At 72.2% G+C, this 15,732-nt stretch carries 16 protein-coding genes and 1 pseudogene; 9 read left to right on the top strand and 8 right to left on the bottom strand.

Annotation, left to right across the window (positions count from 1 at the left end):
* Positions 1 to 42 precede the first annotated feature (42 nt).
* The gene (locus ACIBCU_RS25225) at positions 43 to 810 is read right to left on the bottom strand and encodes an SDR family NAD(P)-dependent oxidoreductase (protein WP_399234154.1); all 768 of its coding nucleotides are present in this window, start codon (positions 808 to 810) and stop codon (positions 43 to 45) included.
* Between the two features lie 96 nt (positions 811 to 906).
* Between ACIBCU_RS25225 and ACIBCU_RS25220 the strand changes: the two genes are divergently transcribed.
* Entirely contained in the window at positions 907 to 1,623 is a 717-nt protein-coding gene (locus ACIBCU_RS25220; protein ID WP_399234152.1) for a TetR family transcriptional regulator, read from the top strand.
* Positions 1,624 to 1,682: 59 nt separating this feature from the next.
* Positions 1,683 to 2,150, top strand: a complete 468-nt coding sequence (locus ACIBCU_RS25215) for a hypothetical protein (RefSeq protein WP_399234151.1) — start codon at positions 1,683 to 1,685, stop codon at positions 2,148 to 2,150.
* 265 nt (positions 2,151 to 2,415) lie between these two features.
* On the opposite strand, the gene ACIBCU_RS25210 is transcribed toward ACIBCU_RS25215, so the two are convergent.
* Together ACIBCU_RS25210 and ACIBCU_RS25205 are read right to left on the bottom strand one after the other, a co-directional pair.
* Complete coding sequence (locus ACIBCU_RS25210) at positions 2,416 to 2,796, bottom strand: FKBP-type peptidyl-prolyl cis-trans isomerase (RefSeq protein ID WP_362927606.1); 381 nt, start codon at positions 2,794 to 2,796, stop codon at positions 2,416 to 2,418.
* A gap of 198 nt (positions 2,797 to 2,994) precedes the next feature.
* Entirely contained in the window at positions 2,995 to 3,882 is an 888-nt protein-coding gene (locus ACIBCU_RS25205; RefSeq protein WP_399234148.1) for a helix-turn-helix transcriptional regulator, read from the bottom strand.
* Between the two features lie 233 nt (positions 3,883 to 4,115).
* Here ACIBCU_RS25205 and ACIBCU_RS25200 point away from each other — a divergent pair, with 233 nt between their 5' ends.
* The 5 genes and pseudogenes from ACIBCU_RS25200 to ACIBCU_RS25180 all read left to right on the top strand — a co-directional run bounded on the left by ACIBCU_RS25200 (position 4,116) and on the right by ACIBCU_RS25180 (position 9,160).
* Complete coding sequence (locus ACIBCU_RS25200) at positions 4,116 to 5,132, top strand: zinc-dependent alcohol dehydrogenase family protein (RefSeq protein WP_362927604.1); 1,017 nt, start codon at positions 4,116 to 4,118, stop codon at positions 5,130 to 5,132.
* 64 nt (positions 5,133 to 5,196) lie between these two features.
* A pseudogene (locus tag ACIBCU_RS25195) lies at positions 5,197 to 5,466 on the top strand (SDR family NAD(P)-dependent oxidoreductase); the annotation flags it as partial.
* Between the two features lie 106 nt (positions 5,467 to 5,572).
* Positions 5,573 to 5,986 (top strand): cupin domain-containing protein, encoded by a 414-nt coding sequence (locus tag ACIBCU_RS25190; protein WP_399234145.1) that lies wholly within the window; start codon positions 5,573 to 5,575, stop codon positions 5,984 to 5,986.
* A 443-nt stretch (positions 5,987 to 6,429) separates the two neighbouring features.
* The gene (locus ACIBCU_RS25185) at positions 6,430 to 7,941 is read left to right on the top strand and encodes an FUSC family protein (RefSeq protein ID WP_362927602.1); all 1,512 of its coding nucleotides are present in this window, start codon (positions 6,430 to 6,432) and stop codon (positions 7,939 to 7,941) included.
* Between the two features lie 148 nt (positions 7,942 to 8,089).
* The gene (locus ACIBCU_RS25180) at positions 8,090 to 9,160 is read left to right on the top strand and encodes a lactonase family protein (protein ID WP_362927801.1); all 1,071 of its coding nucleotides are present in this window, start codon (positions 8,090 to 8,092) and stop codon (positions 9,158 to 9,160) included.
* An 81-nt stretch (positions 9,161 to 9,241) separates the two neighbouring features.
* Here ACIBCU_RS25180 and ACIBCU_RS25175 read toward each other — a convergent pair whose 3' ends face one another.
* Positions 9,242 to 10,168, bottom strand: coding sequence for a sirohydrochlorin chelatase (locus ACIBCU_RS25175; RefSeq protein WP_399234143.1), 927 nt, complete (start codon positions 10,166 to 10,168; stop codon positions 9,242 to 9,244).
* A gap of 138 nt (positions 10,169 to 10,306) precedes the next feature.
* The gene (locus ACIBCU_RS25170; RefSeq protein ID WP_399234141.1) at positions 10,307 to 11,299 is read right to left on the bottom strand and encodes an N-acetylglucosamine kinase; all 993 of its coding nucleotides are present in this window, start codon (positions 11,297 to 11,299) and stop codon (positions 10,307 to 10,309) included.
* A 189-nt stretch (positions 11,300 to 11,488) separates the two neighbouring features.
* Between ACIBCU_RS25170 and ACIBCU_RS25165 the strand changes: the two genes are divergently transcribed.
* Positions 11,489 to 12,166, top strand: a complete 678-nt coding sequence (locus ACIBCU_RS25165; RefSeq protein ID WP_362929901.1) for a uracil-DNA glycosylase — start codon at positions 11,489 to 11,491, stop codon at positions 12,164 to 12,166.
* Positions 12,167 to 12,349: 183 nt separating this feature from the next.
* Entirely contained in the window at positions 12,350 to 12,694 is a 345-nt protein-coding gene (locus ACIBCU_RS25160; RefSeq protein ID WP_399234139.1) for a universal stress protein, read from the top strand.
* A 25-nt stretch (positions 12,695 to 12,719) separates the two neighbouring features.
* On the opposite strand, the gene ACIBCU_RS25155 is transcribed toward ACIBCU_RS25160, so the two are convergent.
* From ACIBCU_RS25155 to ACIBCU_RS25145, 3 genes are all read right to left on the bottom strand, one after another.
* Entirely contained in the window at positions 12,720 to 13,805 is a 1,086-nt protein-coding gene (locus ACIBCU_RS25155) for a sialidase family protein (protein WP_362929897.1), read from the bottom strand.
* 136 nt (positions 13,806 to 13,941) lie between these two features.
* Positions 13,942 to 14,463: a GNAT family N-acetyltransferase gene (locus ACIBCU_RS25150; protein ID WP_399234137.1), complete on the bottom strand. Its 522-nt coding sequence runs from the start codon at positions 14,461 to 14,463 to the stop codon at positions 13,942 to 13,944.
* Positions 14,464 to 14,484: 21 nt separating this feature from the next.
* Complete coding sequence (locus ACIBCU_RS25145; RefSeq protein ID WP_362929895.1) at positions 14,485 to 15,543, bottom strand: LacI family DNA-binding transcriptional regulator; 1,059 nt, start codon at positions 15,541 to 15,543, stop codon at positions 14,485 to 14,487.
* Positions 15,544 to 15,732: the final 189 nt, after the last annotated feature.

Genomic DNA, 15,732 nt, shown 5'->3' with positions numbered 1-15,732 from the left:
GGCTCGGTGATCGGTCGCCCGACTCTACCCAGGGCCAGGGGCTCAGACCGCGGACCAGCCGTTGTCGACGGGGAGGATCGCCCCGTTGATGTTGCTCGCCGCGTCGGATGCCAGGAAGAGGATCGCCGCCGCCTGCTCCTCCGCCCGGGCGGGCGAACCGACGTTGCCCATGTAGGGGGCGAGAGCGGCCGGCCCGTGGGCGCCCCGGTCGGCATCGACCCGGATGTTGGTGATCGTCCCGCCGGGCGCGATGGCGTTGGAGCGGATGCCCTTGTCGCGGTACATGACGGCCAAGGACTTGGTCAGGCCCGCGATGCCGTGCTTGGAGGCCGTGTACGCGGCACCCGCGGCGCTGCCCCTCAGGGAGGCCTCGGAGGCGGTGAAGACGACGGCGCCCTTCCCCGCGGCGAGCATGTGCGGCAGCACGGCCCGCGTGAGGCGGAACGGAGCCGTGAGGTTGATGGCGATGACGCGCTCCCACTCGTCGTCACCGGTGTCGGCCGCCGCCGACATGCTGTCCATGATTCCGGCGTTGTTGACCAGGACGTCTATGCCGCCGAACTCCGCCACCGCCGTCGCGGCCACCCGGTCGACGACGGCCTGGTCCCGGAGATCCCCGATCGCGGTGACCGCGGTCCCGCCGGCCTGTTCCGCCTCCTCCGCGACGGTTCGGGCGGCCGCCTCGTCGACGTCGGCGATCACGATGCGGGCCCCCTCCTTCGCGAACAGCAGAGCGGTCGCCCGGCCGATGCCCGAGCCGGCGCCGGTGACGATGACGCTGCGGCCCGGGCCGCTGGTGGTGGTGCTCACGTGATGCTCCTCGGGTTCGTCGACAGGGTAGGCACGCTACCTTTAATGGCGGGCAATGCCAAAATGGCAAGTGGTGCCAGAAAAGATATCGCTACGATGGGTGGGCCCAGCCGTGAAGGAAGGTGGCCGAAAACCGTGGAAGCCGCGCACGCCGGAGGGGCGCCGGACCCCGCCGCGGCCACCGCCGGAGCCGCGGCCCGCGGTGGAGTCCGCCTCGGACGCCCGCCGCTGACGGAACGCCGCAAGGCCGCGACCCGGCTGGAGATCGCCCGTGAAGCCGTGCGCCTCTTCGCCGACCGGGGTGTGGCCGCGACCACCGCCGAGGAGATCGCCGCCGCCGCGGGAATCTCGCAGCGGACCCTGTGGCGCTACACCTCCTCGAAGGAGCTGTGCGTCCGCCCCCTGCTGACCTACGCGCTCGACTTCGTCATCGCGCTCATGAGGTCGTGGCCGCGCGACCGGCCGCTGGTGGAAGCCGTCGTGGGGACCCCGTCCTCACACCCGGTCGCATCGGCGGACGCCGACGCGGACGCCCTGCGCGACCTGGTCCTGCTCACCCGGACCGAACCCGGGCTGCGCGCCGTGTGGCTGCAGGTCCACCACGACGCGGAGCCGGCCTTCGCCGCGGTCATCGCCGAGCGGACGGGCCACGGGTCGGACGACCTCGAGCCACGGGTGCAGGCGACCCTGCTCAACGGGGCGCTCCGCATCGCGGTCGAGCAGTGGGCGTGGAGCCCGGACGCACAGCCGGCTTCGCTGTCCCGCACCATCCACCGCGCGCTGGGGATCGCCCGGTCCGGCCTGTCCGACTGAGCGCCTCCGCCCGGCGCTCCGGGACGTGTCCGCTCGCACTGCCCGTCGTTGACCAGGGCATGAATCTGCGGTCCATCCCCCTCGTGCTCGTCGCCCTGCTGAGTACGGCCGGCTGCGTCTCCGTCCAGGCCGAAGCGCAGAGGCCGGCGTCCCCCGTCTCCGTACGTCCCGGAAACGCCCCCGCCGCACAGGCGTCCACGGTGCCCACCGCGCCCCCGGCCGTCCATGACGCCCTCGGGAGGACCGAGGAGGGACCGGACCGTGCGGACGGCGAGAAGCGGAAGAAGGAGAAGGGGGCGCGTGCTCCGGCCCGGCGGGCGGACGCGGTCGCGCCACCGGGCCGCCAGGAGGCGCGGAACCAGCCGCGACGTGCGGCTCCCGTCCGGCCCGGAGCGCCGCGTGGCGCGGGCACGCCCCACCGGGCGCGGCCGCGGCAGACGTACGACATGCGCACCGTCTGCGCGACGGGGCGGGGGGTCGCGTCCGCCGACATCGTCGACCTGTGCCGCACCACGTACGGCCGTTGACGGGGCACCAGGGAGCGCGCGCGAGGGATCTGCGGAAGCCCCCGCCGGGGTCCGGCCCAGGAAGGGCGCTGCTCGCGCAGGTCACCGGCCTTGACGCCGAGCAGTAGCAGCATGACGGCCGGCAGCACGATGCCCGCACTGATCTGCAGGCCGAGAGCGAGGCTGCCGGTGCGTTCCTGGATGAACCCCAGCAGGGACGGCGAGGCCGCCGCCGCGAACGAGCCCATGGAGGTGACGAGGGCGATCCCGGTGGCCGCCGCGCGCCTCAGGCTGCGACGGAGAGCAGGTCCACCACGAAGACGAGTGTCGAGCCCGCCGGGATCGACGGCGAGGGTGACTGGTTGCCGTAGCCGAGACGCGGGGGGACGATGATCTCGCGCCGGCCGCCGGCCCTCATCCCTCTGACCCCGCGGTCCCAGCCCTTGATCACCTTGCCACCGCCCACGGCGAACTTGAACGTCCGGCCCCGGTCCCAGGAGTTGTCGAATTCCTTTCCGGACTCGAAGGTGACCCCGACGTAGTGAACCTGGACGACCCTGCCCGGCTTCGCCTCGAGCCCGTCCCCGACGACGAGATCGCGGATCGTCAGCTCGGCGGGAGCGTCACCCTCCGGGAGGTCGATCTCGGGCTTCGTCAGTTCACTCATCGCAGCCTCATCCGCTCGCCGCCGGAAGCCCTCATACGGACCAGCCAGGCGCATGTTCACTCCGTGCAGTGAATCATCCTGCCGCCGTGAACGCTGATCTCCTGGAGCGCATCAAGCCCGACGGAGCACGATACTCAGCGTGACAGGGCGTGCTACGTCGTCGATACGCTTCGGGACCCGCTGGGACCGCCGATACGGTCACCTGTCCAGGGGACGGCCGGCGAGGGCATCCTGCGTCGCGGCCCACGAGGCGAGCAGGCGCAGGCCCTCTTCGGAGGGAGAGCCGGGCTCGGCGGTGTAGATGGTGAGGGTGAGGCCGGGTTCGGCCGCCATCTCCAGCCCCTCGAAGGCGAGGGTGAGGTCACCGACGGCGTGGTGATGGAAGTTCTTGGTGCCGGTGCCGTGGTGGCGGACGTTGTGGGCACCCCAGCGGGTGCGGAACTCGTCGCTGCGGGTGGACAGCTCGCCGACCAGGTCGTGGAGGTCCTTGTCGTGGGGGTTGCGGCCGGCCTCGGTGCGCAGGATCGCGACGGTGACGTCGGCGGCGAGGCCCCAGTCGGGGTAGAAGCGGCGGGAGGCGGGGTCCAGGAACGTGAAGCGGGCCAGGTTCTCCTGGTTGTGGGCGGTGGCGTAGACGTCGCCGTAGAAGGCCCGGGCGAGAGCGTTGACGGCGAGGATGTCCATGCGGCCGTTCCGGACGAACGCGGGGCCGGCCGTGATCGCGTCGAGCGTCCACTGCAGGCTGCTGTGCGGCGTCCACTGACGGGCGGGCCGCCGACGCCGGGGGCGGCCGAGAGCGTCGGAGCCGTCGGCGGCCTGGGCCAGATGGAGCAGGTGGGCTCGTTCGGCGTCGTCGAGCCGGAGGGCGCGGGCGACGGCTTCGAGAACGGCGGGGGAGACGCCGGCGAGGTTGCCGCGTTCGAGCTTGGCGTAGTACTCCACGCTCATGTCGGCCAGGGCCGCGACCTCACTGCGGCGCAGGCCGGGAACGCGGCGCCGGGGCCCGGAGGGCAGTCCGGCCTGCTCGGGGGTGATCTTGGCTCGCCGCGAGGTGAGGAACTCGCGGACCTCCTGATGGTTGTCCACCCTTCGACCGTACGTGCAGCGGGCCGCGGGAGGGATGTACTGCGGGTACACCCATCGACGGTGACTGGCTGCCCGTGACGAGGGGCGGTTACCTGGAAGACGTGGTGCTTCTCCCCGGCCGTCCGTCGGCGAGGAGGGGGCCACCCGGCCCTGGCATGCAACAACTCGTGTCCCAGGCCGGTTGCACGCGGACCGCAGCAGCGGTCCGGACCACGTACGCAAAGGAACCCCTCATGCGCGGCGCAGTGATCCATGCCCCCGGTGACGTCCGCTTCGAGACGCTGGACGACCCGAAAATCCTCCACCCGACCGATGCGGTCATCCGCACGGCCGTCTCGTGCGTATGTGGGTCCGACCTGTGGCCCTGGCGCGGTCTGGAGCCGATCGGTGACCCGCACCCCATGGGGCACGAGTACGTCGGCTTCGTCGAGGAGGTCGGCAGCGAAGTCACCTCGGTGAAGCCGGGCCAGTTCGTCATCGGCTCCTTCGCGACCTCGGACAACACCTGTGCGAACTGCCGTAACGGCTTTCAGTCGAACTGCCTGCACAGGGAGTTCATGAGCACCTGCCAGGCGGACTACGTACGCATCCCGAACGCCCAGGGCACCCTGGTCGCCACCGACGAGGTCCCGGGCGAGGAGTTCTGGCCGGGTCTGCTGGCCGTCTCCGACGTCATGGGCACCGGCTGGTGGGCGGCCGACGCCGCCGAGGTGAAGCCCGGCTCGACCGCCGTCGTCGTCGGCGACGGTGCGGTCGGTCTGTCGGCCGTGATCGCGGCGAAGGAGATGGGTGCGGAGCGGATCATCGCGATGAGCCGCCACGAACCCCGGCAGAGGCTCGCTCGCGAGTTCGGCGCCACCGACATCGTCACCGAGCGCGGCGACGAGGGCATCGCCCGGATCAAGGACCTCACCGGCGGTATCGGCGCCGACAGCGTGCTGGAGTGCGTCGGTACCGCGCAGGCCATGCAGCAGGCGCTCCACTCAGCCCGGCCCGGCGGCAATGTCGGCTTCGTCGGCGTCCCGCACGAGGTCGCGGTCGACGGGCAGGAGCTGTTCTTCTCCCACGTCGGCCTGCGCGGCGGACCCGCCCCGGTGCGCCGCTACCTGCCCGACCTCATCGAGCGCGTCATGTCGGGCCGGATCGACCCGGGCAAGGTCTTCGACCTCACCCTGCCCCTGGACCAGGTGGCCGAGGGATACAAGGCGATGGACGAGCGACGCGCCATCAAGGCACTTCTCAAGCCCTGACCCGCACATTCCCGTTCGCCGGGGCCGAACGGCCGGCCCCGGCCCGCTCGAAACGGACCCCCGCGTGACCACGTACGTTCTCGTCGGTGCCGGTCCCGGCCTCGGACCGGCCACCGCCCGCCGCTTCGGCGCCGCCGGCCACGGCGCCGCCCTGGTCGCCCGCAGCGCCGAACACCTCGAGCACCTGACGGATGAGCTCCGCCGCGACGGCATCCAGGCCCGCGGATTCTCCGCGGACGTCCTGGACCCGGCCGCGCTCACCGGCGCCCTCCGGGACGCGGCCGAGGCGCTCGGGCCGGTCGAAATGCTGCAGTACAGCCCGATGCCTCGCGCCGCCCGGCAAGGTGCTTTTCGGCGACGTCCGAGAGCGTCCCGGACTCTCACCGCGCGACCGCAGCCCACACCGCCCCCGCCGCATCAGCACAGCAAGGAGCACCTCCGTGGAACACATCACGCAGACCCAGACCGTCAAGGCCCCCGCCGGGCGCTTCACCGGCGACGTCTACCTGAACATGATCGAGGCCCCCGTCGCACCGGCCCGGCTGGCGACCGCACTGGTCCGCTTCACCCCCGGCGCCCGCACCAACTGGCACTCGCACGCCAAGGGCCAGACCCTCTACATCACCGACGGCGTCGGCCTCGTCGGCACCCGTGAAGGCGAGGTCGTGCGGGTCAGCGCCGGGCAGACCGTCAAGTGCCCGCCCGGAGAGGAGCACTGGCACGGAGGTACCGACACCACTCTCATGGCCCACATCGCCATGGTCGTCGGCGATGCCGACGGCGATGGCACCACGTGGCTGGAACCGGTGACCGACGAGCAGTACGCCGCAGCACTCGCCACCATCAGCCGCTGAGGCCGAGTACGACATGACCTCGCCGTGCTCGTCGTCCAACCCGCCTGACGCGCCTCGTCTGCGGCTGCCTCGCGGGCTCGGCGGGCCGACTCGGTTTCCTCTGCTCCGAGCGGGGCGGATGGATCAACGGGCAACTGCTCAGCAGTGACGGCGGGCTCGGGAGCTGACCACCGGCCGCCAGTGGCCCGAGCCGGAGTTCCGTCGTCCAAGGCTTCTGCGCTGTTCGTGCGGCGGTATCGCGTGCGGCTGGTCCGTTGGCCCTGCATCGGCCGAGCGATGTCAGCCATTTGTGGACCGATGGACCAGTGGAATGGGTATCGGTTGAACCATTAGCCCCCCAGGTGCTGAGATAGAGGTATCAATGGCGCTGCGGGTCCCCCGGGGATCTCCGCGGCGCCTTTCTCATGTCGGCGCTGGTCTGTGTGCGAAAGGTACGGGGCAACTTGCTGAAGAGGGCGTTCGTGGCACCGGATCCGGGACAGATACGGCTGCGGTTCGCTTCCCGGGCTGTGCTCGGCATCGGGCTCGCGGTCGCGCTGTGCGGGGCCGCCGGGCACTCGCTCGCGGCGGCCGTCAGCGGTGGCCTGGCCGCGCTGCTCGCACTGTTCACGGTGACCGACGCGACGGTGCGTGGGCAGGCGATCACGACCGCATTCCTCCCCGTCGTCGGCCTCCCGGTACTCACGCTCGCCGCCGTCCTGCACGACGTACCCGTCGCCCGCGACCTGGCGTTCCTCGCCGTCGTGGGGGCGGGGGTGTACGCGAGGCGATGGGGACCCCGCGGGCACTCGCTGGGCGTGTTCGGCTTCATGTCCTATTTCTCCGCCCAGTTCCTGCACACCGTGCCCGGCCGGCTGCCCGAGCTGTACGCGGCCGTGCTGCTGTCGCTCGTCGCGTCGTCGGCGGTGAGGTTCGGTGCGTGGTGCTACGAGCGGCGGCTCGAGGCCCCCGTGGCGGTCGCCCTCCCCGCCGGGGCATCCGGGCTCGCGCGGATCACGACGCGGCAGGCCGTGCAAGCGACAGTGGGAGCGGGGTTCGCGCTCGCGGTGGGGCAGGTGCTCTCCGACCAGCGTTGGTACTGGGCTGTCGGCGCCACTTGGTGGGTGTTCGTGGCCACGACCTCGCGAGGCGAGACCGTCGTCCGCGGGTTCCGGCGATTCCTGGGCACGGTGCTCGGGATCGGGTTGGGCTTCGCCGTGGCTGTGCCGCTGCACCATGAGCCGGTCGTCGCCGCCGTGGTCGTGGCGATCAGTGTGTTCGGGATCTTCTACACCGCCGCTGTCTCCTACACCTGGATGATGCTGGCCGTGACCGTCATGGCGAGCATGCTGTACGGGCTGCTCGGTGTGCTCGACACCGGTCTGCTCGTGCTGCGGGTGACCGAGACGGCGGTCGGGGCCCTCGGCGCCGTACTGGCGGTGCTGTTCGTGCTGCCGGTGACCACGCACTCGGTGACCGAGGCCTGGGTGGAGCGGGCGCTGCGATGCGTGCACACATGCACGGCGGAGGCCGCCGCCCGGCTCGCCGGGAGCGAGGACGCCGACCCACCCGGGCGCGTCGTCGAGCTGGAGGCGATCCTCGGCCGGGTGCGCTTGTCGCTCGCGCCGCTGGTGCACCCGCTCAACCCGCTGAAGGCCCGCAAACAACGGGCGCGGCAGGTGCTCGCGCTGCTCGACGACTGCGTACGCGAGGTGCGCGGCCTGGCCTCCGTCGCTGCCGACCCGGAAGCCTCGCACGACGTCCGGCTCGCCGCGGCCTGCTGGCGGGTGGAGGCGGCCGTCGAGGCCCTCACCGATGCGCCGGCCGTCGGGCGGCACCTCCGGCCCGACGACATGACGGCTACGGAGCCGACGGGCGCCGAACAGATGCTCGCCCACCTCCATGCGCTGGAGCAGGCCCTGCTCGAACTCGCGGTGCCCCTCCGCAGGTCCCGCCGGATTCCGGCCGGCGCCTGAGCCGTCACGCACGGCGGGATCGTCGAGCGTCACCCGGCCCAGGCTGCCGATCGGCAGCCTGACGCTCCCTGTTCAGGCCCGGACCGGGAAACGTCGCCTGCTACCGTCGGCCGGGAAGATCGTGACGGACGTGAAGAGGGGTAGCGGGATGGGCGCCGACCAGGAGAAGCGGGCATTCATAGGGTCGTTCACCTCAGCGGGCGGACTCGGCATCAGTGTCGCCGCCGTCGACCGGGAGACCGGGGCGCCGTCCCTCCTCGCGTCCACCGACGCCGTCGCCGACCCCTCCTTCCTCGCGGTCGGCCGTGCTCCCGGGACGGGCGACCCCGTGCTGTACGCGGTCAGCGAGACCTCCGACGGCGCCGCCGCGGCCTTCGGCATCGACGACGACGGCACGCCCCGGCTGCTCGGCGAGGTACGGCCGGTCGGCGGGGGCAGCCCGACCCACCTGACCCTCGCCGCGGGCCACCTCCTGACGGCCAACTACGGCTCCGGGAGCGTCACCGCGCTGCCGGTCCGGGACGACGGCTCACCCGGCCCGGCAGCCGGGGTGCTGCGGCACGAGGGCCGAGGTCCCGACGACGGCCGCCAGTCGGGCCCGCACGCGCACCAGGTGCTGGCCGACCCCTCGGGGAACTGGGTGCTGAGCGTGGACCTCGGTACGGATTCCGTACGCGTCTGCGCGCTCGACCCCGCCACCGGCTCCCTGCGGCTGCACGCCGAGACGGCACTGCGGCCGGGGACCGGACCGCGCCATCTCGCCTTTCACCCGTCCGGGGGACACGCGTACGTCCTGAACGAGCTCGAGCCGACGGTCACCGTGTGCCGCTGGAACGCGGCGGGAGGTCTGCTCGAACCGCTCGGCGAGACGCAGGTGCTGCCGCACGACCACGACGAGGGCGCCGGCGGGCGTACGTACCCGTCGGAAGTGGTGGTCTCGCACGACGGCCGGTTCCTGTGGACCGCCAATCGCGGCCACGACAGCATCTCCGTCCTCACACTCGACGAGACGGCCGAGAAACTCGCCCTGGCGGCGGCTGTGGGCTGCGGCGGACGCTGGCCCCGCGATCTCACCCTGGACCCCACCGGGCAGTGGCTCTACGCCGCCAACGAGCACTCCGGGAACGTCAGCTGGTTCGCCGTGGACGCGGAGACGGGAATCCCGGCGCACGCGGGCTCCATCGAGGTTCCGGCCGCCTCCTGCGTGGTCTTCGCCTGACGCCCGGCCCCGCCACGGCATGCGGCGCGGACCGGCGAGAACCGGTCCGCGCCGCATCGCCCGGCACGTGCGTGGCGCGGATCAGTGCGCCTGCGCCGCCCCCTGGGGGGTCTCCGGGGTGATGCCCAGCGTCGTCGCGTACAGCGAGAGCACCAGCTTCCCGATGGCCGGGTACGCGCCGAGCGGCTCGGCGGTCGAGCAGCCGGCCTCCTTCGCGGCGGCGTCCAGCAGCCCGGGGTCGATCTCCGGGCCCACCAGGTACGGCGCGAGCGCCAGCTGCCCCGAACCGGAGTTCTGCAGCTGCGCGGCGATCGAGGCGACCGAACCCTCCACGTCCAGGGCCGCGGCCATCACGGGTACGGCGAGACGGGCGGCCAGCAGCATGCCGGTGATCCCGGCGGCCTGCACGGCCTCCTCGCCGCCCACCGTGGCCAGCACGATGCCGTCGGCCGCGGTCGCCACGGTGAACAGCCTCGCGCGGTCGGCGCGCGCCAGACCGGCCTCCGAAAGGCGTACGTGCAGTGCCTCGGCGAGCAGCGGGTGCGGACCCAGTACGTCGGTCAGCTCGGCCTGCGTGCCGCTCTCCATGACGGCCTGCCGTATGCGCCGGATCAGGGCGCTGTCCGGGCCGGCGAGCAGCGGCACCACGACGGCGGACGGGCCCGAGGGCTCGGCGACCTCGCGGCCCGCGGCGACGGCCTGCTCGTAGCGCGCGGTGCGCTCGGCGGCGACATGGGTGAGCGCGGAGGCGAGAGTGGGATATTCGGCGTCGTCGCCGTCGAGATAGCCGATCTGCGCGTTCAGCCCGGGCAGCTCGGAGCGGGCGATGCTGATCACTTCCTCGGCCAGGCTGCGCGAGGCCGGGGAAGGGGTACCGGGAAGGGCAAGAACGAGCGCGGCAGCGCCCTCAGGTGCGACCACGGGCTCCGGGCGGCGGTGCCGTCCGGACTGGCGAGGTCGCGGCATTCGTACAGGCAGGCCGGAAGCGGGCCCAGTGGGGGTGCTCATGGCGCCGCATGCTACTGGTTTTGGGTACCCCTCTGTTCGGGGAGGGGGCCGTCAGGCGTTATCTGTCCGTATATGTCTGTTGAATGGCATAGCAGGCAACTGACCTGCTCTGTCCGGACGGACGACCGCTCGAATCGTCTAGGTTACTCCCGGTACGAAGAGCAGTGACGGGTGGGCCGGGAGTCGCAGCCCCGCTCCTGCGAGGGCGCGGGCGATCTCCAGAGCACCGTGCAGCGGATCGCCCTTCGCCGGAACCACCCGTGCCTGCGGGACCTGCTGCGCCAGCTCGCCCCGCAGCGGGCCGAGAAGAGGCTCGCCCAGGCGGAACAGCCCACCGGTCAGAGAGACTTCATACCCATCGGGGCGGGAGCCGGCGGTACGGGGACACACCGCTGCCGCTGCCTCGGCGATGTGGGCGGCCGCCTCCCGCAGGATGCCCGCCGCGACCTCGTCCTGGAGGGCGCAGGCCCCGACCTCGGGGGCGAACGAGGCGAGCAGCGCCGGACGGTCCGTACGCGGATAGAGCAGGCCCGGAAGGCCGCTGACCGGCCCGAAGGCGGCCTCGAGCCGCGCCAGCAGCACGGACGACCCTCCGCGGCGGCCGTCGTGGGCCCGCATCGCAGCATCGAGTCCCGCCCGGCCGATCCAGGCGCCGCCGCCGCTGTCGCCCAGCAGATGCCCCCAGCCGTCCGCCCTGCGCCACGACGTGAGATCGGTGCCGAGCGCGATCAGGCCCGTGCCGCCCGCGACCACCGCTCCGGGTCGCTGTCCCAGTGCTCCGGCGTACGCGGTCACCGCGTCTGCGGCCAGCGCCACCCGCAGTACACCCAGGGAGTCGGCGAGCGCGTCCGGCAGGAGAGCGCGCAGCTGTTCGCCGAGGGTCGCCATTCCGGCGGCCCCGATCGCGGCGGCGACGACGGTCGCCCCGGAACCCGCCTGCTCCAGCAGCCCGCGTACGGCGGGCAGCAGCTGCTCCAGCAGATGTCCGGCGTCTATGCCGTCCGCACCCGTCCGCACCGGCTCGGCGCACGCCACGGTCAGCGCCGGGTTCTCCGCGTCCACCGGCCCGAGCGCCACGCGGAGCCCCGACCCGCCCGAGTCGACGCCGAGGACGAACGTGTCAGCGCTCACGGCAGCCACCGGGAGGTCCGACCGCCGGAAGCCACGGGCAACGCTGTCTGCGGACGAACGCCTGCGCGCCTCATGGCTGGACTCCGGGGGGATGGAGGACTGACGACGACCGGCACCCTATCGCTCAAGCCCGTTCCGTGGGGGACCACATGATCACTCGGGCCCGTGTAGGCCGGTAGAGTGACAGGTGTGGCAGCGCGACCGTTGAGCGAACTTGTGGAGCCCGGCTGGGCCGAGGCGTTGGGGCCGGTGGCCGGCCGGATCGCCGCGATGGGGGATTTCCTCCGTGCGGAGATCGGGGCGGGCCGTACCTATCTCCCCGCGGGGAAGAACGTGCTGCGCGCCTTCCAGCAGCCCTTCGACGAGGTGCGCGTCCTGATAGTGGGTCAGGACCCCTACCCGACACCGGGCATGGCCATCGGCCTCAGTTTCGCGGTGGCGCCCGACGTGCGACGTCTGCCGGGAAGTCTGGAGAACATCTTCAGGGAACTCCACTCCGACCTCGGCCTTCCCCGGCCTTCGAACGGAGACCTGACGCCCTGGACGCAGCAGGGCGTGCTGCTGCTCAACAGGGCCCTCACCACGGCTCCCGGTAAACCCGCCGCACACCGTGGCAAGGGATGGGAAGAAGTGACCGAGCAGGCGATCCGCGCCCTGGCGGCGCGGGGCAAGCCGATGGTCTCCGTGCTGTGGGGGCGGGACGCGCGCAATGTGCGGCCGCTCCTCGGCGACCTGCCCGCGATCGAATCCGCCCATCCTTCCCCCATGTCCGCGGACCGCGGCTTCTTCGGCTCGCGGCCTTTCAGCCGCACCAACGACTTCCTGCTGCGCGCCGGGGAACAGCCCGTGGACTGGCGTCTGCCGTGAGTGGTGCCGTGCCGGACATCCTGCTTCACCGTCACCGTTCGTCGTCCTTCCGCCCCTGGGGCCGGATACTCCGCTGACAGCGGTGTCCGGGGCCGCGTCCCGATGACCCGGGGGGCTCCTCACCGCCGGGCGCCCCGGCTGTCAGCGCCCCCACTCCACCGGACCGGCCGCAACTTCTTCCTCGTGGTCCTCGGTCCGCTGGTCGGAGCCGGTCCAGGGGCGGCGCCGCCCGGTCCCACCGGCGAGGAGTACCGCGCCCACTACGAGGCCAGCCGCCAAGCCGGGCGCACCGGGCTGGAGTACCCCGTCGCCTCGGCCGAGGAGGCCGACGTGCCGACCACGGTCGAGGTCATCGACCTGAGTTCGGCACAGGTGCTGGTCGAAGCCGCCTCGCGCCACGGAGCGAGAGCCATCGTGGTGGGCAGCTGGGGCGAGAGCCCTATGCGGGGGGCGCTGCTCGGCTCCACCCCGCACAAGCTCCTGCATCTGTCGACCGTTCCGGTGCTCTGCGTGCCGACCGAGGAATGATCCGGCGGGCGGTGACGGCGCCCGGTCAGCCGATCACGGCCGCCCGCACGCACAGCACGTCCGGCAGATGCGAGACGAGCTGCTGCCAACTGTCGCCGTCGTCCGCGCTCGCGTACACCTCGCCGTTGCGATTGCCGAAGTAGACGCCGGCCGGGTCGGCGTCGTCCGTGCAGAGCGCGTCGCGCAGCACGGTCCCGTAGTGATCGCCGTCCGGAAGGCCGCGGGTCAGCGGCTCCCACGTACCGCCCGCGTCCTGCGTGCGGTACACCCGGCAGCGGTGCTCGGCGGGGACACGGTCGGCGTCGGCGTTGATCGGGAAGACGTAGAACGTGTCCGGGCGGTGAGGGTGCGCGGCGGCGGCGAAGCCGAAGTCCGACGGCAGGCCGGTCCCGATGTCCTGCCAGCGCTTCCCGCCGTCGTCGCTGCGGAACACGCCCCAGTGGTTCTGGAGGTAGAGCCGGTCGGGATCGGCCGCGTCCCGCGTGACCTTGTGCACGCACTGGCCGAACTCGGGGTCGGGGTCCGGCAGGAAGACGGCGGAGACTCCCTTGTTGGAGGGGGCCCAGCGCTCACCGCCGTCCTCGGTGCGGAACACGCCCGCGGTGGACACGGCGACGGTCACCGCCCGGGCGTCCCTCGGGTCGGTCAGGATGGTGTGGAGGCCCTCGCCGCCCCCGCCCGGCACCCACTGGGACCGGGTCGGGTGCTCCCAGAGCGGGCGGACCAGTTCGAAGGACTCGCCCCGGTCGTCCGACCGGAACAGCGCGGCCGGCTCGGTCCCCGCGTAGACGACGTCGGGGGCCTCGGGCCCTGCGGGGTGCAACTGCCAGACGCGCTCCAGCGACGCGTCGGTGAACTGCGGGAACTTCACGGCAGGCTGCTTCGGCTCCACCCAGGTCGCACCCAGGTCGTCGGAGTGGAAGACGGAAGGGCCCCAGTGCGCGCTGTCGCCGCCGACCAGCAGCCGGGGTGCCTCCCCGCGGGTGTCGATCGCGATCGAGTAGATCGCCTGGGCATTGAAGTGCGGATCGCCGAACTCCCATGTCCCGCCGCGTCTGCGGCCGAGGAAGAGCCCTTTGCGGGTGCCTACGGTGAGCAGTACATCGGTCATGACAGGACCTCCCGAGACGCCGTTGTGCCGGATACGGGTCAGTCTGCACCCCGCCACTGACAACGGCCCGCAACGACGACGCCCGCCCAGGTCGCAGCGGCCGTGGAAGGACCACGGCCGCCGGCCGGTCCGGGCCTCACCGGCCGCTTCCGGCCTCCCCGTCGCGCTGTGCGCGGGTCCGGATCAGCAGGCGGGTGGTGCTCCCGTCGGCCTCCTCGATGTCCCGCACCGGCCGGAAGCCGATGTGGCGCAGCAGAGTCAGTGAGGGGACGTTCTCGGCGGCCACCGTGGCGTACACCTCGCGCAGCCCGAGCCGGCCGAATCCCTGGGCGACGAGCGCCTCGGCCAGCTCGGTGCCGAGCCCCCGGCCCCAGGCGCCCGGGGCGAGCGCGTAGACGATCTCGTGTCCTCCGGACTCCGGCGTGGGCTTGATCTCGGCGTGGCCCACGGTCGCGGCGCCCTCCCGGACCGCCCACACGTCGAAGAGCCCGCGCGCGTACACCTTGGTGAAGACCCGCCCGAAGAGCGCGCGGTGCTCGGCCTCCGTGGACGGGCCCTCGCCCATCCAACGGGAGACCCGCACATCCTGGAACAGGGCGACGAACGCCTCCTCGTCACCCGGCGTGTACGGGGTCAGCAGAAGGCGGTGCGTCCGCACCTCGGGAGTGACGGCCACCGCTCAGCGTGCCGGCGGGGCCGTGCTGCTGCGCACCACCAGGCTCGTCGCCAGGTCGACCCTGGTGGTCGCCGGCTGCCTGCCCCGGCCCAGGTCGAGGACCAGCCGGGCGGCGGTCTCGGCCATCTCGATGAGCGGCTGGCGCACCGTGGTGAGCGGCGGGCCGATCCAGCGGGTGAGCGGCAGGTCGTCGAAGCCGACCACACTGAGGTCCTCCGGGATCCGCAGTCCCAGCTCGCGCGCGGCCTCGTAGACACCGAGTGCCTGCAGGTCGTTCCCGGCGAAGATGGCCGTGGGCGGTTCCGGCAGGCGCAGCAGCTCCAGGGCCGCCGTGTAGCCGTCCTCGTGGTTGAACTCGCCCTCCCGGACGAGCTCGGGGTCCATGGGGACCCCCGATGTCTCCAGGGCGGCGCGGTAGCCGTCGATCCGGGCGCGGCTGCACATCATGCGGGTCGGTCCGCCGATGACGCCGATCCGTCGGTGGCCCAGACCCGTCAGGTGGCGGGTGGCGGCGAGGCCGCCCTGCCAGTTGGCGGCCCCGACGGACGGGATGTCGTCACCGGGGTCGCCCGCCGGGTCCACGACGACGAACGGGATGGAGCGGCTGGTCAGCTGGGCACGCTGCCCGGCGTCGAGGTCCGAGAGCACCAGGATCACTCCCGCCGGGCGGCGCGCCAGCACGCCGTCCACCCATGTCTGGCCCGGGGTGAGCCGGCCCGCGCTCTCCGAGAGGACCAGGCTCAGGCCCTCCTCCCTCGCGACGTTCTCGACGCCCCGGACGACCTCCATCGCCCAGGCGCTGTCCAGCTCGTGGAAGACCAGGTCGATGAGCTGGGACTGCTGGGAGGCACCGCGCCTGCGGCGGTAGCCGTGCCGCAGCAGCAGCTCCTCCACCTTCGTACGGGTACCTGGGGCGACATCGGCGCGGCCGTTCAGCACTTTCGAAACTGTCGGAGCCGAAACTCCGGCCGCTCGGGCGATCTCTGCCAGCGTGGCGGTGCTCGCCGACGACTCGTCGACGGACGCCTTCTCCTGTTGGGGCTGGACCTTTGCAGGGCTCATGGACGAATCGTAGCTCCCCCGCAGCTGTCGATACGCGTCTGGGCAAGGTTGGTAAATCCTTCCTCCTACCCTCTTGACGGGCCCGAAACACGACCGTACGGTTCCGGCAACATTCGAAAGACACGCCGAAACATTCGACAGAGGGTGCGGTCATGCGGTCGGGGATATTCACTCAGGGCACACGTACGA

This window comes from Streptomyces sp. NPDC051064 (genome assembly GCF_044455985.1).
Classification (GTDB): Bacteria; Actinomycetota; Actinomycetes; order Streptomycetales; family Streptomycetaceae; genus Streptomyces.
This window is presented reverse-complemented; position numbering and strand designations above follow the sequence as displayed.